This window comes from Pseudomonas sp. BF-R-24 (assembly GCF_019947335.1).
GTDB lineage: Bacteria > Pseudomonadota > Gammaproteobacteria > Pseudomonadales > Pseudomonadaceae > Aquipseudomonas > Aquipseudomonas jessenii.
In genome coordinates, this window is the sequence record NZ_JAGYGG010000016.1 from 49387 (window position 1) to 70349 (window position 20963).

Annotated in this window: 24 protein-coding genes; 15 read left to right on the forward strand and 9 right to left on the reverse strand. The window is 58.8% G+C overall.

Translation table 11 applies throughout. The annotated features are described in order from the left end of the window. Positions 1 to 57: 57 nt before the first annotated feature. From KGA98_RS14690 to KGA98_RS14700, 3 genes are all read left to right on the forward strand, one after another. Positions 58 to 930, forward strand: coding sequence for a LysR family transcriptional regulator (locus KGA98_RS14690; RefSeq protein WP_223502665.1), 873 nt, complete (start codon positions 58 to 60; stop codon positions 928 to 930). Positions 931 to 1042: 112 nt separating this feature from the next. Further along, positions 1043 to 2575 carry an EAL domain-containing protein gene (locus KGA98_RS14695; RefSeq protein ID WP_223502666.1) on the forward strand — a complete coding sequence of 511 codons (1533 nt, stop codon included), beginning with the start codon at positions 1043 to 1045 and terminating at the stop codon, positions 2573 to 2575. Between the two features lie 234 nt (positions 2576 to 2809). Further along, positions 2810 to 3175: a histone-like nucleoid-structuring protein, MvaT/MvaU family gene (locus KGA98_RS14700; protein ID WP_008051761.1), complete on the forward strand. Its 366-nt coding sequence runs from the start codon at positions 2810 to 2812 to the stop codon at positions 3173 to 3175. A 162-nt stretch (positions 3176 to 3337) separates the two neighbouring features. Here the strand turns inward: KGA98_RS14700 and KGA98_RS14705 are convergent, their stop codons facing one another. Continuing rightward, positions 3338 to 3856, reverse strand: coding sequence for a DUF4946 domain-containing protein (locus tag KGA98_RS14705; RefSeq protein WP_150814066.1), 519 nt, complete (start codon positions 3854 to 3856; stop codon positions 3338 to 3340). 144 nt (positions 3857 to 4000) lie between these two features. Between KGA98_RS14705 and gloA the strand changes: the two genes are divergently transcribed. After that, positions 4001 to 4522 carry a lactoylglutathione lyase gene (gene gloA, locus KGA98_RS14710; protein ID WP_223502667.1) on the forward strand — a complete coding sequence of 174 codons (522 nt, stop codon included), beginning with the start codon at positions 4001 to 4003 and terminating at the stop codon, positions 4520 to 4522. Between the two features lie 495 nt (positions 4523 to 5017). On the opposite strand, the gene ahpF is transcribed toward gloA, so the two are convergent. From ahpF to KGA98_RS14725, 3 genes are all read right to left on the reverse strand, one after another. After that, positions 5018 to 6580 carry an alkyl hydroperoxide reductase subunit F gene (gene ahpF / locus KGA98_RS14715; RefSeq protein ID WP_223502668.1) on the reverse strand — a complete coding sequence of 521 codons (1563 nt, stop codon included), beginning with the start codon at positions 6578 to 6580 and terminating at the stop codon, positions 5018 to 5020. 139 nt (positions 6581 to 6719) lie between these two features. Then, on the reverse strand, positions 6720 to 7283 hold the full coding sequence (ahpC, locus tag KGA98_RS14720) for an alkyl hydroperoxide reductase subunit C (protein WP_007975937.1): 564 nt from the start codon (positions 7281 to 7283) through the stop codon (positions 6720 to 6722). 139 nt (positions 7284 to 7422) lie between these two features. Continuing rightward, positions 7423 to 8361 carry a site-specific integrase gene (locus KGA98_RS14725; RefSeq protein WP_223502669.1) on the reverse strand — a complete coding sequence of 313 codons (939 nt, stop codon included), beginning with the start codon at positions 8359 to 8361 and terminating at the stop codon, positions 7423 to 7425. A 566-nt stretch (positions 8362 to 8927) separates the two neighbouring features. On the opposite strand from KGA98_RS14725, the gene KGA98_RS14730 reads away from it, so the two are divergent. Beyond that, entirely contained in the window at positions 8928 to 9938 is a 1011-nt protein-coding gene (locus KGA98_RS14730; protein ID WP_057714663.1) for a DNA-binding protein, read from the forward strand. On the opposite strand, the gene gorA is transcribed toward KGA98_RS14730, so the two are convergent. Further along, positions 9935 to 11293 carry a glutathione-disulfide reductase gene (gene gorA, locus KGA98_RS14735; RefSeq protein ID WP_223502670.1) on the reverse strand — a complete coding sequence of 453 codons (1359 nt, stop codon included), beginning with the start codon at positions 11291 to 11293 and terminating at the stop codon, positions 9935 to 9937. The genes KGA98_RS14730 and gorA overlap by 4 nt on opposite strands. Positions 11294 to 11423: 130 nt before the next feature. After that, entirely contained in the window at positions 11424 to 12263 is an 840-nt protein-coding gene (galU, locus tag KGA98_RS14740; RefSeq protein WP_007975949.1) for a UTP--glucose-1-phosphate uridylyltransferase GalU, read from the reverse strand. 288 nt (positions 12264 to 12551) lie between these two features. Between galU and KGA98_RS14745 the strand changes: the two genes are divergently transcribed. Together KGA98_RS14745 and KGA98_RS14750 are read left to right on the forward strand one after the other, a co-directional pair. After that, positions 12552 to 12740, forward strand: coding sequence for a hypothetical protein (locus tag KGA98_RS14745; RefSeq protein ID WP_223502671.1), 189 nt, complete (start codon positions 12552 to 12554; stop codon positions 12738 to 12740). Between the two features lie 137 nt (positions 12741 to 12877). Continuing rightward, positions 12878 to 13159, forward strand: coding sequence for a hypothetical protein (locus KGA98_RS14750; RefSeq protein WP_057714661.1), 282 nt, complete (start codon positions 12878 to 12880; stop codon positions 13157 to 13159). 11 nt (positions 13160 to 13170) lie between these two features. On the opposite strand, the gene KGA98_RS14755 is transcribed toward KGA98_RS14750, so the two are convergent. Together KGA98_RS14755 and KGA98_RS14760 are read right to left on the reverse strand one after the other, a co-directional pair. After that, on the reverse strand, positions 13171 to 13401 hold the full coding sequence (locus tag KGA98_RS14755; RefSeq protein ID WP_008053025.1) for a hypothetical protein: 231 nt from the start codon (positions 13399 to 13401) through the stop codon (positions 13171 to 13173). Positions 13402 to 13473: 72 nt separating this feature from the next. Beyond that, positions 13474 to 13830 (reverse strand): hypothetical protein, encoded by a 357-nt coding sequence (locus KGA98_RS14760; protein ID WP_057714660.1) that lies wholly within the window; start codon positions 13828 to 13830, stop codon positions 13474 to 13476. A gap of 201 nt (positions 13831 to 14031) precedes the next feature. Between KGA98_RS14760 and KGA98_RS14765 the strand changes: the two genes are divergently transcribed. The 5 genes from KGA98_RS14765 (at position 14032) to ada (ending at position 17183) form a co-directional block, all read left to right on the forward strand. After that, a complete protein-coding gene (locus KGA98_RS14765; protein WP_007912251.1) occupies positions 14032 to 14334 on the forward strand; it encodes a DUF1883 domain-containing protein in 303 nt (100 codons plus the stop codon). Between the two features lie 37 nt (positions 14335 to 14371). Continuing rightward, complete coding sequence (locus tag KGA98_RS14770) at positions 14372 to 14539, forward strand: hypothetical protein (protein ID WP_090455470.1); 168 nt, start codon at positions 14372 to 14374, stop codon at positions 14537 to 14539. A gap of 117 nt (positions 14540 to 14656) precedes the next feature. Beyond that, entirely contained in the window at positions 14657 to 15361 is a 705-nt protein-coding gene (locus KGA98_RS14775; protein ID WP_102670439.1) for a 2OG-Fe(II) oxygenase, read from the forward strand. Beyond that, positions 15351 to 16031, forward strand: coding sequence for a DNA oxidative demethylase AlkB (alkB, locus tag KGA98_RS14780; protein ID WP_223502672.1), 681 nt, complete (start codon positions 15351 to 15353; stop codon positions 16029 to 16031). The genes KGA98_RS14775 and alkB overlap by 11 nt, the downstream gene beginning before the upstream one ends. A gap of 87 nt (positions 16032 to 16118) precedes the next feature. Next, entirely contained in the window at positions 16119 to 17183 is a 1065-nt protein-coding gene (gene ada / locus KGA98_RS14785) for a bifunctional DNA-binding transcriptional regulator/O6-methylguanine-DNA methyltransferase Ada (RefSeq protein ID WP_223502673.1), read from the forward strand. Here ada and KGA98_RS14790 read toward each other — a convergent pair whose 3' ends face one another. Continuing rightward, a complete protein-coding gene (locus tag KGA98_RS14790; protein WP_223502674.1) occupies positions 17184 to 18167 on the reverse strand; it encodes an MDR family oxidoreductase in 984 nt (327 codons plus the stop codon). Between the two features lie 154 nt (positions 18168 to 18321). Between KGA98_RS14790 and KGA98_RS14795 the strand changes: the two genes are divergently transcribed. The 3 genes from KGA98_RS14795 (at position 18322) to modB (ending at position 20960) form a co-directional block, all read left to right on the forward strand. Next, a complete protein-coding gene (locus KGA98_RS14795; protein ID WP_223502675.1) occupies positions 18322 to 19389 on the forward strand; it encodes an NAD(P)H-dependent flavin oxidoreductase in 1068 nt (355 codons plus the stop codon). Positions 19390 to 19511: 122 nt separating this feature from the next. Further along, the gene (gene modA, locus KGA98_RS14800) at positions 19512 to 20279 is read left to right on the forward strand and encodes a molybdate ABC transporter substrate-binding protein (protein ID WP_150814103.1); all 768 of its coding nucleotides are present in this window, start codon (positions 19512 to 19514) and stop codon (positions 20277 to 20279) included. Beyond that, positions 20280 to 20960, forward strand: coding sequence for a molybdate ABC transporter permease subunit (gene modB, locus KGA98_RS14805; protein ID WP_057714653.1), 681 nt, complete (start codon positions 20280 to 20282; stop codon positions 20958 to 20960). The last annotated feature ends 3 nt before the right edge of the window (positions 20961 to 20963 follow it).

Genomic DNA, 20963 nt, shown 5'->3' on the forward strand with positions numbered 1-20963 from the left:
GGAGAGATGCCGTATCATTCGGTTAATACCCAGTCATCGTAAAATGAGCAAACACTCATGACCCTCACTCAACTGGAGGTTTTCTCCCTCGTGGCCGAACTCCACGGCTTCACGGCAGCGGCCAATCGCCTGGGTATTTCCCAATCGGCGGTGTCCCATGCCTTGAAGTCTCTGGAGTTGGAGTTGGGTGTCGAACTGCTGCGCCGGCATCAATCTCAGGTCGAACTGAGCGACATTGGCCAGCAGTTGTTGCTGCGCGCCCGGGCGATGCTCGGCCTGGCCAACACCCTGCGCCAGGAAGCGGCCGATGCCAGGGGCATGAAACGCGGCACGCTGCGAATCGGCTCCTTCGGCCCGACTTCATCGATCAAATTGCTGCCGTTGATTCTGCAGCAGTACCGCGCCGCCCATCCCGGCATCGAGGTGCATATCGACGAGGGCCCCGACCGTCAGGTACTCCAGTGGCTGGAGGAACGACGGATCGACATTGGCTTTGTGGTATTGCCCGAGGAGCGTTTCGACACGGTTGCGCTGATCGAAGACCAGATGGTCGCGCTGCTGCCCGCCGACCATCCGCTGGCGGTTCACGACAGCCTGAGCCTGAAGGATCTGTGCGACTTCCCGTTCGTGCTGACCGAGGCCGGCTCTTCGGAGCTGGTTTCACGTCTGTTCACAGTGGCCCGACTGACGCCCAATATCCGTTATCGTTGCTCGCAGTTGATCAGCACCCTGGATGTCGTCGCTCGTGGCGACGGGGTGACGGTGGTTGCCGAAGGTTCATTGCCTAATCAGATTGACCGCCGCTGCGTGAAAAAACCGCTGTCGCCGGCGGTGTTGCGCCAGGTCGGCCTGGCGGTGCTCGATCGACGCCAGGCATCACCCGCGACGCTGGCCTTTATCAGGCTGGCCGAAAGCCTTGATTTGCGTTGAGCGGCATAACCGCCAACGGCCAACTATCATGGCCCATACCCGAACTCTTCATGGGAGGCGTTTTGCCCCGCCATCAATTGAGAGCCTTACATCTTCGTGACAGGACTCGCGAATGCCGCTGAAAGCCAAAACCCGCAGTCGCAGCACAAGAATTGCCGTCACTCTGATCAGTGGCTTGCTCCCGGTGCTGCTGGGGGCCGCCATTCTTTACATGCAAGCCGGGCGTGCGCTCAAACAAGACGCCGAACAAACCGCCGAAGAAGCGATTCGTCAGTTCGACCTGATGCTCGACAACAACGCCCAGGCTGCTCGTGAATTGCTGCCGCTGGCAGGCCAGAGTTGCGGTGAAGTCACACTGGCGCTGCGCGAGCAGGTCACTCGCCGCCCCTTCGTGCGTTCAACCAATCTGGTGTGGGACAACAACCTCTATTGCAGCTCTCTGTTCGGCGACTACCAGGAGAAGGTCAACCCCGGTGACTACACCCAGGGCGCCTTATGGCTCTTGAGCGGCAATCAGGTAACGCCCAACACCGCCGTGCTGGTGTACCGGCTGAGCGAAGGAAAAAAAGGCGCACTGTCGACCCTCGATGGTTATCACTTGATTAATACCCTGCGCCTGATCGGTCGCAATACCTTGCTGGTGCTGCAAGTTGGCCCGGACTGGATATCCGCCGATGGCAAGGTTCATACCGGCACTGCGCCTGACCTGCCCGTTGCGCAAAGTCGCTTGAGCTCCGGGCGCTATGCTTTTGCCGTGGAAGCCGGTTTTCCCAAAGGCGAAACCTGGCGATACATACGCAGCGAATATCCGCCGCTGCTCAGTCTGCTGATTTTCTTCGGTGTGATTGCCGGGGCTATTGGTCACGTCCTGCAAAAGCGCTCCTCGGCACCTACCCAGGAAATGCAGCGGGCACTGGAAGCTTCAGAGTTCATTCCGTATTTCCAGCCCGTGGTGCATGGCGACAGCAAAAGCTGGTCCGGCGCTGAAGTGCTGATGCGCTGGCAACATCCAAAGGAAGGCCTGGTGCGTCCGGATCTGTTCATTCCGTTTGCAGAGCACTCCGGGCTGATCGTGCCGATGACCCGCTCACTGATGCGACAAACCGCCGCCCTGCTCGCACCGCAATCGGCCAGCTTCAACAAGCCGTTTCACATTGGCATCAACATCACCGCCAGCCATTGCCAGGACCTGGAACTGGTCAAGGATTGCCGCGAGTTTCTCGATGCGTTCGAGCCAGGCTCGATCCATCTGGTACTGGAACTGACCGAGCGTGAATTGATCGAGCCCACGGCCATCACCCTGCAACTGTTCGAACGACTTCGCGAACTGGGCGTGAAAATCGCCATCGACGACTTCGGCACCGGCCACTCAAGCCTTGGCTACCTGCGGCAGTTCAATGTCGATTTTCTGAAAATCGACCAGAGTTTTGTCGCCACGATCGGCGTCGACACACTGTCGAGCCACATCCTCGACAGCATCATCGAACTGGCGGTCAAACTCGACCTTGCCCTGGTGGCCGAAGGTGTCGAAACCCGCGAACAGAGTGATTACCTGAGCGCTCACCAGGTCAACTTCCTGCAAGGTTATCTGTTCGGCAAACCCATGCCCGGCGTGGAATTCATTAGTGCATTAAGCGACCATTAACTCGCGAATTCAATCGCTAAAACAAACGATTACCCGCACCAATTTGAATCAAAACACTTCTGACGTTACATGAAGAAAAAGACAGGATTTACTCTTGGTCAATTAACTACTACAATTTTTGATGCCTGCGCTAAATTGGCAGGTGAGCCACTATCACCGAGTCGCTTCAAGGCTCTTGGCTTATAGCTTTGTTTGCGGTTGGCATCAACCAAACACACTATTGGAGTAAAGATATTGTCCAGACTCGCTGAATTTCGTGCAGCCGAAAAGGCCCTTCAAGAACAGCTCAAGCAGTTGGAATCCCTGAAGAACGATGCCGGGCTCAAGAAAGAAATCGAATTCGAAGAGAAGCTCCAGGGCTTGATGAAAACCTATGGCAAGAGCCTGCGCGACATCATCGCCATTCTCGATCCCAACCCGGCAAAATCCGGCCTGCTGCAGGCAGCCGCCCCTAAAACCCGCCGCGCCCGTGTGGTCAAGGTTTATCAGAACCCGCACACCGGCGAGCTGATTGAAACCAAGGGCGGCAACCACCGCGGCCTGAAAGCCTGGAAAGAACAGTACGGTGCAGCCACCGTTGATTCCTGGTTGCGCGGCTAACTCTCGCGGCGACAAAAAAGCCCTGCTTATGCAGGGCTTTTTCATGGGCTATCTAAATGCCCGGGGCCGGCATCCGACAATTACTAACTGCCATCAACTTTGTGCTTAATCCATTTGGATATCTAAAATATTTTTCATGCACCGAAAAAGCACTGCCGCTTACTAAAGTTTCAAGCTGTTACGGGCAGCGTCTATTTCATCCTGGCTTGCCTTATAAGCCTCGGCCTGCCCTGCGTAGGAAAGAACATAGGCCTTATCGGCATCCACCGCGGCCACCAATGTTTGAGAAAGCACATGCCTGCCGTTTTGCGTGATGGTGCAGGTTGTTTCCAGCGCGGCCAATCGACTCAACGTAGTCGAATGAATGCGCGTGCAGACACTTTGATATCCGCCCTGAAAGAAGTCTTTTTGAACCGACTTGCGCATTTCCAGCAGTACGCCTTCGAGGTTTACCTGGTGATCGCTTTGCACCGGGCTCATGGTCAGTTCCATCACCATGAGCGGCGATCCATCCTGATCATTTTTCACCGCCCGCTGGCGACTGACCCCCGACGCCGATTCAGGCACGTCTTCGACCTGCCAGCCTTGCGGCCAGGTCACCACTGGCGCATCGGCGCGAGCAGCGCCAGCCAGCGAAAGCACGCTTAGCAGGATGAACAGCACGTTACGGAGTCGAATCATTGCAATGGGCACTCAAGGTTCAAGCCGTAAAGTCTGGGCCCAGGCCGGCTGTCAGGCAATAGCCGACTGTTTGGGTTTGGTGATGTCCGAACCCTTGCGTATCATTGTCGCCATTCGTTAGCCCACATATTTCCCGGAGGGCCCATGAGCCTGCACGAATTGAACACCTTCCCCGGCGTCACCGCCCAACCGGACGCCGCTACACAGAAATTTGTCTTCAACCACACCATGCTGCGGGTCAAGGACATCACCAAGTCCCTGGATTTCTACACACGCGTCCTGGGTTTTACCCTGGTGGAAAAACGCGATTTCCCGGAAGCCGAGTTCAGCCTGTATTTCCTGGCGCTGGTGGACAAGAACCAGATCCCGGCCGACGCCGCCGCGCGCACCGAGTGGATGAAATCGATCCCAGGCATCCTGGAGCTGACCCACAACCACGGCACCGAGAACGATGCGGATTTCGCCTACCACAATGGCAACACCGACCCGCGCGGTTTTGGCCACATCTGCATCTCGGTGCCGGACATCGTCGCCGCCTGCGAGCGCTTTGAAGCACTGGGCTGCGATTTCCAGAAACGCTTGAGCGATGGCCGCATGAAGAGCCTGGCGTTCATCAAGGATCCGGACGCCTATTGGGTCGAGATCATTCAGCCAGCACCGCTGTAACCCGCATAACAGATCCCACATTTGGAATGTGTGAAACACAAAACCCCATGATCAATCATGGGGTTTTGTGTTTTCAGAGCCGGCGCCGATACCCCTTTGTAGGAGCGAGCTTGCTCGCGAAAAACCCGAGAACACCGCGGGGCACCTGCCAACCAGCGTTATCGTTGACGACCATCGCGAGCGAGCTCGCTCCTACAAGGTTGTGTATTTGCAGCGCCGGCGCCGATACCCCTTGTAGGAGCGAGCTTGCTCGCGAAAAACCCGAGAACACCGCGGGGCACCTGCCAACCAGCGTTATCGTTGACGACCATCGCGAGCGAGCTCGCTCCTACAGGGTTGTATATTTGCAGCGCCGGCGCCGATACCCCTTTGTAGGAGCGAGCTTGCTCGCGATAAACCCGAGAACACCGCGGGGCACCTGCCAGCCAGCGTTATCGTTGACGACCATCGCGAGCGAGCTCGCTCCTACAAGGTTTTTTGTTTTCAGCGTCCGATTTATGCCGGAGCCGAGGTCCGGATCAAGTGATCGAAAGCACTCAGGGAAGCCTTGGCGCCCTCGCCCACCGCGATCACGATCTGCTTGTACGGCACCGTGGTCACGTCGCCGGCAGCGAACACACCCGGTACCGACGTTTCACCGCGAGCGTCGACGATGATCTCGCCACGGGGCGACAATTCGATGGTGCCTTTGAGCCAATCGGTGTTGGGCAACAGACCGATCTGCACGAAGATCCCTTCCAGTTCCACACTGCGCAACTCATCGCTCTGACGATCCTTGTAGCGCAGGCCGTTGACCTTCTGGCCGTCACCGCTGACTTCAGTGGTTTGCGCACTGGTGATCACGGTAACGTTCGGCAGGCTGTGCAACTTGCGCTGCAATACCGCATCGGCTCGCAACTGCACATCGAACTCCAGCAGCGTGACATGGGACACGATACCGGCCAGGTCGATGGCCGCTTCGACGCCGGAGTTGCCGCCGCCAATCACCGCCACGCGCTTGCCCTTGAACAGCGGGCCGTCGCAATGCGGGCAGTACGCCACGCCCTTGTTGCGGTATTGCTGCTCACCGGGAACGTTCATTTCACGCCACCGGGCACCGGTCGCCAGAATCACGGTCCTGGCCTTCAACGATGCGCCGCTGGCGAAGTGAATCTGGTGCAGCTCGCCATTCTTGCCGGGTACCAGTTTGTCGGCACGCTGCAGGTTCATTATGTCCACGTCGTACTGCTTGACGTGTTCTTCCAGGGCCACGGCCAGTTTCGGGCCTTCGGTTTCCTGCACCGAGATAAAGTTCTCAATGGCCATGGTGTCCAGCACTTGCCCACCAAAACGTTCGGCCGCGACACCGGTGCGAATGCCTTTACGGGCCGCGTAGATTGCCGCCGAAGCACCGGCCGGGCCACCGCCGACCACCAGCACGTCAAAGGCTTCTTTGGCGCTGATCTTCTCGGCCTGGCGTTCGATGCCGCTGGTGTCGATCTTGGCGAGGATTTCTTCCAGGCCCATGCGGCCCTGGCCGAAGTTCACACCGTTAAGGTAGATGCTGGGGACCGCCATGATCTGGCGCTCATCGACTTCAGCCTGGAACAGCGCGCCGTCGATGGCGACGTGGCGAATGTTCGGGTTCAGTACCGCCATCAGGTTCAGCGCCTGGACCACGTCCGGGCAGTTCTGGCAGGACAGCGAGAAGTAAGTCTCGAAGTTGAACTCGCCTTTGAGCGAGCGGATCTGTTCGATCACATCGACACTGGCCTTCGAAGGGTGGCCGCCGACTTGCAGCAAGGCCAGCACCAGCGAAGTGAATTCGTGGCCCATCGGAATGCCAGCGAAACGCAGGCTGATATCGGCACCCGGGCGATTGATCGAGAACGATGGCTTGCGTGCATCGTCACCGTTGTCGAGCAAAGTAATCTGGCTGGAAAGACTGGCAACGTCTTTCAGCAATTCAAGCATTTCCTGGGATTTCGCACCGTCGTCGAGGGAGGCAACGATCTCGATCGGCTGGGTGACCCGTTCCAGGTACGATTTCAACTGGGCTTTAAGATTGGCGTCCAACATACGGGCGATTTCCTTTTGACTGATTCATTTAGAGCAGGCATAAAAAAACGCCCGAGCGAATCTCGCCCGGGCGTTTTTATTGGGCGGTGCAGCTTACCGAGTAGGTGCGGAGTTCCGCCCTGATGGTGCGATCACTGACTTAGATCTTGCCGACCAGGTCCAGGGACGGCGCCAGAGTGGCCTCGCCTTCTTTCCACTTGGCTGGGCAAACCTGACCTGGGTGAGCTGCGACGTACTGGGCAGCCTTGATCTTGCGCAGCAACTCGGAAGCGTCACGGCCTACACCGCCGTCGTTGAGTTCAACGATCTTGATCTGGCCTTCAGGGTTGATCACGAAGGTGCCACGGTCAGCCAGGCCTGCTTCTTCGATCAGTACGTCGAAGTTGCGGGAGATGGCGTGGGTCGGGTCGCCGATCATGGTGTACTGGATCTTGCCGATGGCTGGCGAAGTGTTGTGCCAGGCAGCGTGGGCGAAATGAGTGTCGGTGGAAACGCTGTAGATCTCGACGCCCAGTTTCTGGAATGCGTCGTAGTTGTCAGCCAGGTCCTCCAGCTCGGTCGGGCAGACGAAGGTGAAGTCGGCCGGGTAGAAGAACACCACAGACCACTTGCCTTTCAGGTCTGCGTCCGAGACTTTTACGAAGTCGCCATTTTTGAATGCGTCAGCTTTGAACGGTTTAACTTGGCTGTTGATGATAGGCATCGTTGACTCTCCGTCAGGGGGTTAAGAAGTTGATGGAAAGAACTTTACTCACTCGACGAACGGAAGGCTCATTGGCAAACCTGATGCCGCTGATTGGCTTTCGCTATTAGCCAGCTGTATTAATAGAAGAAAACGGTATCTAGGGTGAGACGGGCTTTTCCGTGATACGCGCCATGCCGAGAAACGGACTGGCTTCGATGTAGCGCATGGCCGACTTCATGTCCTTCCAGCCCACATAGCTCATCAGCGACTTCAGATCCCAGCCACTTTGATGCGCCCAGGTGGCAAAGCCGCGACGCAAGGAATGACTGGTGTAAAGCTCGCCGGCGATACCTGCTCGCGCCAACGCCTGACGCAGTAACGGAATCACGCTGTTGGCGTGCAAGCCCTCCTCGCCCAGATGCCCCCAGCGGTCGATGCCACGGAACACCGGCCCACGCACCAGTGCCGCCTCGGTAATCCAGTCGATATAAGCCTGCACCGGACACAAGCGTTGCAAGGCCGGTGTCTGATAGGTCTTGCCAAGGTTATCGCGATCACTCTTGCTACGCGGCAGATAGAGACTGATGCCGGAACCGGCGCTGGCCTGCACGTGTTCCACCTGAAGCCGGCACAACTCATCACTGCGAAAGCCACGCCAGAAGCCCAACAGGATCAGGGCCATGTCGCGCCTTGCCCGCAGCAAACCCGGTCGGTCGCCTGTGGCACTGGCGGTCTGCACTTCTTGCTCCAGACAACTGACCACCTGTTCCAGGTGCTGAAGCTGCAAGGGTTCCGCCTGTTTTTCCTGGGCCGGGTGCAGCGCGCGAATGCCCTTGAAAACCTTGCGCACCACCGGCGCCTTGGTGGGATCGGCAAAGCCCTGGCTGTTGTGCCACTGCGCCAATGCCGACAAACGCAGTTTCAGCGTGTTGATCGACAACACGCCGGCATGGGCCACCAGGTAGCGCGCCACGCTGTCGCCGGTTGCCGGCAGAAAACCGCCCCACGTGACTTCGAAGTGCTCGATGGCCGCCCGATAGCTGCGACGGGTGTTGTCGCGAGTCGCTGCTTGCAGATAGCGATCCATATCGCTCATAGGAAATGAACCTGTTTTAACCGACTGTAGGAGCGAGCTCGCTCGCGATGGTCGTCAACGATAACGCTGGCTGCCACGTGCCCCGCGGCGTTCTCGGGCTTTTCGCGAGCAAGCTCGCTCCCACAAGGGGCATCGGCCGCTGGCGCGAAAAACACAAAACGCTGTAGGAGCGAGCTCGCTCGCGATGATCGTCAACGATAACGCTGGCTGCCACGTGCCCCGCGGCGTTCTCGGTTTTTTCGCGAGCACGCTCGCTCCTACAAGGGGTATCGGCCGCTGGCGCGAAAAACACAAAACACTGTAGGAGCGAGCTCGCTCGCGATGGTCGTCAACGATAACGCTGGCTGGCAGGTGCCCCGGCGGCGTTCTCGGGTGTTTCGCGAGCAAGCTCGCTCCTACAGGGTTTGTGTACGGAAACAGCGCGAGGAATACCTCGAAACCGTGATCACACGGGGTAATACCAGTATATCCCGTGTTAGTTACATTCAGCATTTAACTTTTTTTATTGAATGGTACAATGTGGTTTTACGTGGTACGTACCACATCATCAAAACCCGGGAGATCTCATGGCACGCGGCGGTGTAAATAAAGCGGTGGTTCAAGCCGCTCGGTTGGCGATCCTCGCCCGCGGCGAAAACCCCAGCATCGATGCCGTACGCATCGAAATGGGCAATACCGGCTCGAAAACCACGATTCATCGCTACCTCAAGGAACTCGATGACCGGGTCGAACCTGTCGAGGCGCCAACAGAACCGATCGACGACGAACTGATGGCGCTAGTGGCGCGGCTCGCGCAAAGACTCAAGGAGCAGGCGCAAGAGCCCATCGACCAGGCGCGCGCGCAGTACGAAGAACAACGCAAGGCGCTGGAAAACCAGCTCGGCGAAGCGCAAGAGGACAATAGCGAACTGCACCAGCAATACGAGTTTCAAAGCCTGGCGCTGACTCAGGAATCCGAGGCCCTGCAAGAAACCCGAGCCATGCTGCAAACGGAGCAAACCCGCAACGCCGGGTTGAATCAGGCGCTGGCCGATTTCGAATTGCGCTTGAAAGACAAGGACGAGCAGATCCGCTCCCTTGAAGAAAAACACCTGCACACTCGCGACGCACTGGAGCACTACCGCAATGCGGTCAAGGAACAGCGCGAACAGGAAATGAGTCGCCACGAAGGTCAGGTGCAACAGATACAGATGGAACTGCGTCAGGCGCAACAAAGCGCACTGGTACGCCAGGATGAAATCACCCAGTTGCACCGCGACAACGAACGCTTGCTGACCGAAAACCGCGGCACGCTACGCGAACTGAGCCTGCTGCAAGAACAGCTCAAGCAAAGCAATACCCGTCAGGATCAGTTGCTGGAACAGGCCACCCGCGTCGACGGTGAGCGCACCCTCCTCCAGGAACGCCTGCGCGTCGCCCTGCTGGAAAGCCAGGCACTCAAGCAGAACGTCGACGAGCAGTCACAGCTCAACAGATCACTGGAAATGGATCTGGCCAAGACCCGGACGGATCTGGAAGAACGCGTACGTCTGGCCGCGACCCTTGCGGCAGCGGCAGACGCAGCGAAGGACGCTTAACCGGCGACCGGCGTACGCATGGTGACGAACTCTTCGGCGGCCGTCGGGTGCACCCCGATGGTTTCGTCGAAGTCGCGCTTGGTGGCGCCGGCCTTCAAGGCAATCGCCAGACCCTGGACGATTTCACCGGCTTCCGGGCCGACCATGTGGCAACCCAGGACCTTGTCGGTGTTGGCGTCCACCACCAGTTTCATCAGCGTGCGCTCCTGGCATTCGGTCAGGGTCAGCTTCATCGGCCGGAAGCGGCTTTCGAAGATCTGCACCTCGTGACCGGCTTCGCGAGCTTCTTCCTCGGTCAAACCGACGGTGCCGATGTTCGGCAGGCTGAACACCGCCGTCGGGATCATCTTGTAATCCACCGGACGATACTGCTCAGGCTTGAACAGGCGTCGCGCCACCGCCATGCCTTCAGCCAGGGCCACCGGCGTCAGCTGAACACGACCGATCACATCGCCCAGCGCCAGGATCGACGGCTCGGAAGTTTGATACAGCTCATCGACCTCGACAAAGCCTTTCCTGTCGAGTTTCACCCCGGTGTTTTCCAGCCCCAGATTGTCCAGCATCGGACGACGACCCGTGGCGTAGAACACGCAATCGGCTTCCAGCTGGCGACCATCCTTGAGCGTGACTTTCAGGCTGCCATCGGCCAGCTTGTCGATTCGCTCGATGTCCGCGTTGAACTGCAGGTCCATGCCGCGCTTGGTCAACTCTTCCTGCAAATGCTTGCGCACGGAACCATCGAAGCCGCGCAGGAACAGTTCGCCGCGATACAGCAGCGTGGTCTTGGCACCCAAGCCGTGGAAGATCCCGGCGAACTCGACCGCAATGTAGCCACCGCCCACCACCAGCACCCGCTTGGGCAGCTCCTTGAGGAAGAACGCCTGGTTGGAACTGATGGCATGCTCATGCCCCGGAATCTCCGGAATCTGCGGCCAGCCGCCGGTGGCGATCAGGATGCTCCTGGCGGTAAAACGCTCGCCATTGATCTCGACCTGATGCGGATCGACGATCTTCGCGTGACCCTCATGCAAGGTCACGCCGCTGTTGACCAGCAGGTTGCGATAAATGCCATTGAGGCGATTGATCTCGCGGTCCTTGTTGGCGATCAACGTCGGCCAGTCGAACTGCGCCTCATCCAGGCCCCAGCCAAAACCGGAAGCCTGCTCGAAGTCTTCGGCAAAGTGCGCACCGTAGACCAGCAACTTTTTCGGCACGCAGCCGACGTTCACACAGGTCCCGCCCAGGTAGCGGCTTTCGGCCACGGCCACTTTCGCACCGAACCCGGCGGCAAACCGCGCAGCCCGCACACCACCGGAACCGGCGCCAATCACATAAAGGTCAAAATCGTAGGCCATTTTCAATCTCCTCGGCAGGTGACCAGCATACCCGCAGACATTTGTTGGGCAAGCGCTGCAGTCGATATGGGGCCTGAAAATGAAAAAGCCACCCGAAGGTGGCTTTTCAATACAGTCAGGTCGAAAGCGATCAGTACGCCTTGCCCGTCTTGTAGAAGTTCTCGAAGCAGAAGTTGGTCGCGTCGATGTAGCCTTCGGCGCCACCGCAGTCGAAGCGCTTGCCCTTGAACTTGTAGGCAATCACGCAACCATCCTGCGCCTGTTTCATCAGGGCGTCAGTGATCTGGATCTCGCCGCCTTTGCCTGGCTCGGTTTGTTCGATCAGGCTGAAGATGTCCGGCGTCATGATGTAACGACCGATGATCGCCAGGTTCGACGGGGCATCTTCCGGCTTTGGCTTCTCGACCATGTTGCGCACCCGGTACAGGTCGTCACCGATCAGGTCGCCTGCAATCACACCGTATTTGCTGGTTTCTTGCGGGTCTACTTCCATGATCGCGACGATGGTGCAGCGATACTGCTTGTACAGCTTGACCATCTGCTTCAGTACGCCGTCACCTTCAAGGTTGACGCACAGGTCATCCGCCAACACCACGGCGAACGGCTCGTCACCGATCAGTGGGCGACCGGTCAGGATCGCGTGGCCCAGACCTTTCATTTCGGTCTGACGGGTGTAGGAGAACGAGCACTCATCCAGCAGGCGGCGGATGCCGACCAGGTATTTCTCCTTGTCGGTGCCCTTGATCTGGTTTTCCAGCTCGTAGCTGATGTCGAAATGGTCTTCCAGGGCGCGCTTGCCGCGACCGGTGACGATGGAGATCTCGTTCAAGCCGGCATCCAATGCCTCTTCGACGCCGTACTGGATCAGTGGCTTGTTTACCACCGGCAGCATTTCCTTGGGCATGGCTTTAGTCGCTGGCAGGAAGCGAGTACCGTAACCGGCTGCTGGGAACAAGCATTTCTTGATCATATAAGTCCTTGTAACGGCTGTGTGTACGAGTTTCGGCGCAGTCTAATCAGGCGGCGTGCACCTTACAATGCCCCGCGCTGGCTAACCGATGCCAACATAGAGAAATATTCTTGCCGATAGTTCCCTGCGCGGGTGTGCAGGTTACCGGGCAAACTCTTATGCATAGCAGAGATTCGCACAATTGCACGCTTTCTGCCGCAACTGACATCCCGCCATCCCCCCAATGGCACCTGCTGCGTGCGTTTGGCGGTATCATGGCGCGATTGAACCAGACAACGAGGCAAGTAGATGTCGGCAGTAAAAAGCGTCAACGGATTCCTGATCAATCAGGAGAAAGACGGCCAATGGTGGGTGGCCAGTGTCGCCGGTGAAAATATCGCCGGGCCTTTCCCTTCCGAAGCCCTGGCAACCGAAGTGGCCTCGGTGCTGGAACTTGAGCACCCGGAACCCAAGCGACGCGGCAAAGACAAGAGCTGATCGACGCCCGATGCGAAAAGCCCTGCCATGGCGCAGGGCTTTTTTATGAATACCGAAAAAGAAGTGGCCTTTGGCTATAACCTTTTGAATCCGGCGCTGTCTCAGCCTTAGCCCACCCCCCTGACGATGATCAAGCCATGAATAAAGTTTTGCCTTTGCTGACGGTATTGGCCCTGAGCGGCTGCGCAACGTCGGAACAAACCTACCTGGCCAACGGAGAGCAAGGTCTATCGATTGACTGCTCCGGGGAAGCCAACTCCTGGGCTGCCTGTTACGAAAAGGCCGATGCGTCCTGCGCGGGCACCGGCTACAAGATTGTCGGAACCGATGGCACCCCCTCGCTCAAGGAGAGCGAAAAGACCCTCGGCGCCGACGTCGGTAACTACAAGAGCCGCAACGTCGTGGTGATCTGCAGGTAACGCGCCGCGCCCTACATATGGATTTCGGCGAATTTGATTCCAAGCCCGCGCACGGTATCGATCAGATCATCAAGGCGGCTGAAGGACTCGACTTCATCATTGTCATCCACCAGGAAATAGCTGCGCCCGGCGCTTTTCTTGAAAAACACGATCCATTCCCCCAGCTCCGCCGGATTCTGAATCACATGGGTGGCAGAGATTAAACCCTCTGCATGCCGCTCCCGGACCTGCTCTCGCTTCATGTTCGACTCCAGAAATAACGATGCCGCCAAAGCAGGGCTTTGGCGGCATCGGTGCTGATGGTCGATAGTCTATCAGCCGGAAATGCACTCGTTGGCAGCCTTCTGTACATCCTTTGGCCGCACCGGGACATTGGACATGCTCTCGTGCAGCTTGATGCTGCTGCCGCCGGAGCGTTCTTCGATGTCAAACACGGCAGACGGCCCCACGGAAAACTTGAGCGGCACGATCACGCGCAAGCCATCCTTGTGCGACTGGATCTGCAAGGCGCCTCGGCTATCGGCCAGTTTTTCGCTCAGGCATTGCGCGTATTCATGGGGCTTCTTGCCAGAAATCACGTTCATCGTCGGCAAGGACTCGTTGATGTCCGAGACGTTCGCGCAACCACTGATCGTCAATGCCATCGGCAACAACCACAAACCCCACTTCATACCAAACCTCCATTAAAGCCCCTCGGACAGCGCAACTGCGATTTTTCTCCGAGACAAACTGCTTTATCGCTCATCAAATGTGAAATAAGCGTTTTTTATTGTCGAAGCGGTCGGATAATAAGGCGTTCGGGCTGATAAACTGCGCCTATCGCCCATGCTATCGTTTTGATTTTGTAGAAAAAGCCCTTCTGGAGGCGCCTCATGAAATTTATCCATCAGCGCGAGCACCTCAATGAAGACGACATCGTCGTCATTCAATGCTCCCAAATGTGCAACATCCGCTTGATGAACGACGCCAACTTCCGCAGCTTCAAGAATGGCGGTCGTCACACCTATCACGGCGGTGCATTCGACACGTTTCCAGCCCGCATCACAGCCCCGAGCACCGGTTTCTGGAACATCACGATCGACACCGTCAACCGCCGCGCTATCAGCGTGACGCGCAAACCCACCCTGACGCACTCGATCAAAATCATTCGCCGCTCCAGCACGAAACTGAGCTGATCAGCGAACCCGAAACACAAGACAGGCAGATACAACCGTGGCCCAAACGACCAAGTACGTCATCAAATACAAACTCAACGGTGAGCGCCGCTTCGAGTTTGCCCAGCTTGAAAACGGCACCCAGGAAGAAGCCAAGGCGGCGCTGGATGCCATTCATGGACAGGACGACGTCATCAGCGACATCAGCGTCAGCAAAGCGTTGTAACACGATCCGGAGCGACAATGGACGTCGGCTCCCGCTCGCAGTTCGACCGCAAGCAGCGGAGTGCCAGCTTTATTTTTGCCTTGCAGACTGACCACCTCCATAACAAGAGGCCCGGCAATGAGCGAGCAATATCTGGACAGGCTGGACTGGCCCCGGCTGGAGCAGCAACTTGATCAGGACGGCTGCGCCGTCATCCCGTCACTGCTGAGTCACAAGGCTTGCGGGCAGGTCAGCGCCTGGTACCCTCGCACCGAACTGTTTCGCTCCCACGTGGTGATGGCTCGCCACGGGTTCGGCCGAGGCGAGTACAAGTATTTCAACTACCCCTTACCGGAACTTGTGGCCCGCTTGCGCAGCGCGCTCTACCCACGACTGGTGCCCATCGCCAATCGCTGGCATGAACAGATGGGCTTGCCGGAGCGTTTTCCTGAAACCCTTCCAGCCTTCCTCGAACGTTGCCATGCCGCTGGTCAGAACCGTCCGACACCCTTGTTGCTGCAATATGGTCCGCAGGACTACAACTGTTTGCATCAGGATCTGTACGGTGAGCACGTTTTCCCGCTGCAAGTGGCGATCCTGCTGTCAGACCCGGATCAAGACTTCACCGGCGGCGAATTTGTCCTGACTGAACAGCGCCCGCGAATGCAGTCACGCCCGATGGTCATCGATCTGAAGAAAGGCGACGGGCTGATCTTTGCGGTCAACCAGCGTCCGGTCAAAGGCACTCGCGGTTACTACCGCGTTACCCTGCGTCACGGCGTGAGTCGCCTGCACAGCGGTAAACGGCATACCCTTGGAATCATCTTTCACGATGCGTCATGACCCCATGAATCCGCAGACTTTCGATCTGTTTGCCGATGCAGAACCCGAGCAACAGCCCAGGCGCGAGCAGATCGGCGAACAGTCCTACGTACTCAGAGGCTTCGCCCTGCCCTGGCTGGAGCGTTTGCTGCCTGCCCTGGAAGAAGTGCTGGCGGCCGCGCCGTTTCGGCAGATGGTCACACCCGGCGGTTTCACCATGTCGGTTGCCCTGAGCAGTTGTGGCCAATTCGGCTGGACCACTGACCTCAGCGGTTATCGGTACACCCGCCTCGATCCAGACACCGCAAAGCCCTGGCCAATAATGCCTGAGGTGTTTTTCCAACTGGCACAAGCGGCGGCGCAGGCAGCAGGGTTCACCGGTTTTGCGCCGGATTCCTGCCTGATCAACCGTTACATCCCCGGGGCAAAAATGTCATTGCATCAGGATAAGGACGAACATTCCTACGCCGCCCCCATCGTTTCAGTATCCCTGGGTTTGCCGGCGATATTCCTGTTCGGCGGTTTTGCACGCAGCGACAAAAGTCAGCGCGTTCCCCTGTTCCATGGCGACATCGTGGTCTGGGGTGGCGTGGATCGCCTGCGTTATCACGGCGTGTTGCCGATCAAGGACGGCCATCATCCGAAACTGGGCGAGCAACGCATCAACTTCACCTTCCGTACCGCCGGATAAAGCCTTCGAATTTGACCGCAAGCGCCGGAGTGTGTGGCAACTGCCCCACGGTTAATGTGCAGGCAACCCCTCAATGGACGTGACGCCATGACAACCCGATCGACCAAAATCGCCACTGAAAACGATCCGCGCTGGGCCGCCGTGGTTGCGCGCGATCCCAAGGCTGACGGGCAGTTTGTCTATGCCGTGAAGACCACAGGCATCTACTGCAACCCCAGCAGCCTCGCGCGCTTGCCCAAGCCACACAATGTCGAATTCTTCGATAGCGCCGAACAGGCCCGGGCCGCGGGTTATCGTCCGAGTAAACGCGCGACGAAGGATCAGAGCGAACTCGCCGCGCAACATGCCGCCACCGTGGCCGCCGCGTGCCGCCAGATCGAAAGCGCGCAAACGCTGCCCGCCCTGGGCGAATTGGCCGAGGCGGCGGGCCTGAGCAGCTTCCACTTCCATCGAGTGTTCAAAGCCGTCACCGGCCTGACGCCCAAGGGCTACGCCGATGCCCATCGTTCACGCAAGGTACGCGAGCGACTGGCGCACGGCGGCTCGGTGACCGATGCCCTGTATGACGCCGGCTTCAACTCCAACAGCCGGTTTTATGAAGCGGCAGACCAACTGCTGGGAATGAAACCCGGGGACTACCGCGCGGCCGGTCAAAACAACGACATTCGTTTTGCCGTCGGCCAGTGTTCGCTGGGCGCGATTCTGGTGGCGCAGAGTGAGCGTGGGGTTTGTGCGATCCTCCTGGGCGATGATCCGCACCAACTGGTCTGTGATCTGCAAGACAAATTCCGCCGCGCCAACCTGATCGGTGCCGATCATGAGTTCGAGCAATTGATTGCCCGGGTCGTCGGCTTTATCGAGGCGCCGGCCATTGGCCTTGATTTGCCGCTGGACGTGCGCGGCACGGCGTTTCAGGAGCGTGTCTGGCAAGCGCTGCGAGAGATTCCCGTGGGCAGCACTGCCAGCTACGCCGATGTCGCCCAGCGTATCGGTCAACCAAAAGCCGTTCGCGCCGTGGCCCAGGCCTGCGGCGCGAACAGCCTGGCCGTGGCGATCCCTTGCCATCGCGTGGTGCGCAGCGATGGCAATCTGTCGGGCTATCGCTGGGGTGTCGAGCGCAAACGTCAATTGCTGCAGCGCGAATCGCAGTGATCAGCGGTTCACATCCACCACCACGCGCCCGCGCAACTGCCCGGCAAGCAAGCGTGGCGCGGCTTCGATGGCTTCGCTCAAGCCTATTTCGTGACTGATCAGCGGCAACAGATTGAAGTCCAGATCCCGGGCCAGGCGATTCCAGGCTTCCACGCGCTTGGCTTTGGGCTGGGTCACGCTGTTGATGCCAGCCAGGGTCACGCCGCGCAAGATGAACGGCGCAACGGATGCGGGAAAGTCCATGCCCTGGGCCAGGCCGCAGGCCGCGACGGTGCCGTTGGCCTGGGTGCTGGCACACGCATTGGCCAGGGTGTGGCTGCCGACCGAGTCGATGACGGCCGCCCAGCGCTCCTTGGCCAACGGCTTGCCCGGCGCGGACAAGGTGGCGCGATCGATGATTTCGCTGGCGCCCAGTTGCTTCAGGTAGTCGTGCTCCGAGGTCCGTCCGGTGGACGCGACCACCCGGTAGCCGAGCCTGCTCAGCAAGGCGATGGCAAAACTGCCGACGCCACCGTTGGCGCCAGTCACCAGAATGTCGCCCTGCCCGGGCGTCACGCCGTTGTGCTCCAGTGCCAGGATGCACAGCATGGCCGTGTAGCCCGCCGTACCGATGGCCATCGCCTGGGCCGCGGTAAACGCCTTGGGCAGCGCTATCAGCCAGTCACCGTTCAGGCGAGCCTTCTGCGCCAATCCACCCCAATGCCCTTCACCCACGCCCCAGCCATTGAGCAGGACCTGGTCACCGACCTTGTAGTCCGGATGCCCGCTGACTTCGACGACACCGGCCAGGTCGATCCCCGGCACCATCGGGAATTTGCGCACCACCGGACTGCTGCCGGTAATCGCCAGGCCATCCTTGAAGTTCAGCGTGCTGTAGGCCACACGCACCGTGACATCGCCCTCGGGTAACTGATCGTCCTGGATCTCTTGCAGTGTGGCCCGGTAACCGCTGTCGTCTTTGTCGATCAAAATGCCTTTGAACATTACGGCCTCTCAATGGAATCAGTCTCTGGGTGGTGCAATTGAAATAACACATAAGCCTCACCTGCTGAAATGACGACTGGCCTTGCGCCAGTCGTTGCGTTACAAATCCTGTTCTACCGCCCCTACCCGGATTCAACGTCGGAGAACACAGCACATGAACCAATGGCCAGATACCCGCATTCTTGACCTGCTCGGGATCGAACTGCCGATCATTCAGGGGCCGATGGCCGGTGCCACAAACTCTTCCATGGTGATTGCAACCTGCAATGCCGGCGGCCTGGGCTCGATGCCAGCGGCGATGCTCAGCACGGATCAACTGCGCGAAGAGCTCAAAACCATCCGCCAACACACCCGGCGCCCGATCAACGTCAACTTCTTCTGTCATCAGCCACCGGCTCCGGATGAGCAACGCGCGCAGGACTGGAAAAACCTGCTGCAACCTTACTACCAGGAACTCGGCGCCGACTTCGATGCGCCGACGCCGGTGTCCAACCGGGCGCCGTTCGATAACGCGGCCTGCGAAGTGGTCGAAGCGTTTCGCCCTGAAGTGGTGAGTTTTCACTTTGGCCTGCCGGAAAAATCCCTGCTCGACCGGGTCAAGGCCACCGGCGCGAAGGTGCTGTCCTCGGCCACCACCGTCGCAGAAGCCGTGTGGCTGGAACAGCATGGTTGTGATGCAATCATTGCCATGGGCTACGAAGCCGGGGGCCATCGCGGAATGTTTCTCAGCGATGACCTGAGCAGTCAGGTGGGGACTTTCGCCCTGGTGCCCCAAGTCGTCGATGCGGTGAAGGTGCCGGTGATTGCCGCCGGCGGCATCGCTGACGCACGAGGCGTCGCCGCGGCCTTCATGCTCGGTGCTTCGGCGGTGCAGGTGGGTACGGCGTACCTGTTCACGCCAGAGGCCAAGGTCAGCCCTTCCCATCACAAAGCCTTGCGAACCGCCCGGGAAAGCGAGACGGCCGTCACCAACGTGTTCACCGGCCGCCCGGCCCGGGGCATCCTCAATCGGGTGATGCGTGAGCTGGGGCCCATGAGCGCCAAGGCCCCGGCCTTCCCCCTTGCCGGTGGCGCGCTGATGCCGTTGCGGGCCAAAGGTGAAGCGGACTTCAGCAACCTGTGGGCCGGGCAGGCCTTTACCCTCGGGGTCGAATTGACCACCGAGGCACTGACTAGAAAGCTGGCTGAAGAAGGATTAGCGAGACTGCTAGGTCGTCCCTGAGTATCACTCTCATTAAAATTGTATACAATTTTGCGGCAACACATTCCGTTTAAAGGCAATTCGCTATATATTTTTGTACATAACGATTAACCTGCCGCCATTGCCTTTAACGGAGCCGTTTCATGACCATTCGTGCCTCACGTTTTGCCCCGACCTGCCTGGCGAGCCTTCTCGCCGTATTCGCCTTCGGCTCAGCCCAGGCGGACGAAGTCCAGGTGGCCGTCGCCGCCAACTTCACCGCCCCCATCCAGGCCATCGCCGCTGATTTCGAAAAAGACACCGGGCATAAACTGGTCGCCTCCTTTGGCGCCACCGGCCAGTTCTACACCCAGATCAAAAACGGCGCGCCGTTCGAAGTGTTCCTCTCGGCAGACGACAGCACCCCGAAAAAGCTTGAAGCCGAAGGCGACTCCGTCAAGGGTTCGCGCTTCACCTACGCCGTCGGTACGCTGGCGCTGTGGTCGGCCAAGGAAGGCTACGTCGATGCCAAGGGCGATGTGCTGAAAAAGAACGAATACCAGCACCTGTCCATCGCCAACCCCAAAGCCGCGCCTTATGGCTTGGCGGCGACCCAGGTACTGGCCAGGGAAGGTTTGACCGACAAGGTCAAGGACAAGATCGTCGAAGGCCAGAACATCAGCCAGGCCTACCAGTTCGTCTCCACCGGCAACGCCGAGTTGGGTTTTGTCGCCCTGTCGCAGATCTACAAGGACGGCAAGATCACCAGCGGTTCGGCCTGGATCGTTCCCGCCAGCCTGCACGACCCGATCAAGCAGGACGCGGTGATTCTCAACAAGGGCAAGGACAACCCGGCCGCCAAGGCACTGGTTGACTACCTCAAGGGGCCGAAAGCGGCAGCTGTCATCAAGTCCTACGGTTACGAAATCTAAATGTCGCTATCGAGTGCCGATTTTTCCGCCATCTGGCTGACCCTGAAACTGGCGTCCCTGACGACCGTCATCCTGCTGATTGTCGGCACTCCGATTGCGTTATGGCTGTCGCGCACCCGCTCCTGGTTGCGCGGTCCGGTCGGGGCGATTGTCGCCCTGCCCCTGGTGCTGCCACCGACGGTGATTGGTTTCTATCTGTTGCTCGCCCTCGGCCCTCACGGGTACCTTGGCCAGCTCACCCAATCACTGGGCCTTGGCACCCTCACGTTCAGTTTTGCGGGGCTGGTCATCGGTTCGGTGCTGTATTCGATGCCGTTTGTGGTCCAGCCGCTGCAAAACGCTTTTTCCTCGATTGGCACGCGCCCGCTCGAAGTGGCCGCGACCTTGCGGGCCAATCCCTGGGATACCTTTTTCAGCGTGATATTGCCCCTGGCCCGCCCCGGTTTCATTACCGCGGCCATTCTCGGCTTTGCCCACACCGTCGGCGAGTTCGGCGTGGTGCTGATGATCGGCGGCAACATTCCCGAGAAGACCCGCGTGGTCTCGGTGCAGATCTACGATCACGTCGAAGCCATGGAGTATGCCCAGGCCCATTGGCTGGCCGGAGCAATGCTGGTGTTCTCGTTTGTCGTCCTGCTGGCGCTGTATTCCAGTCGTAAAACCAAAGCGGGCTGGAGCTGACCG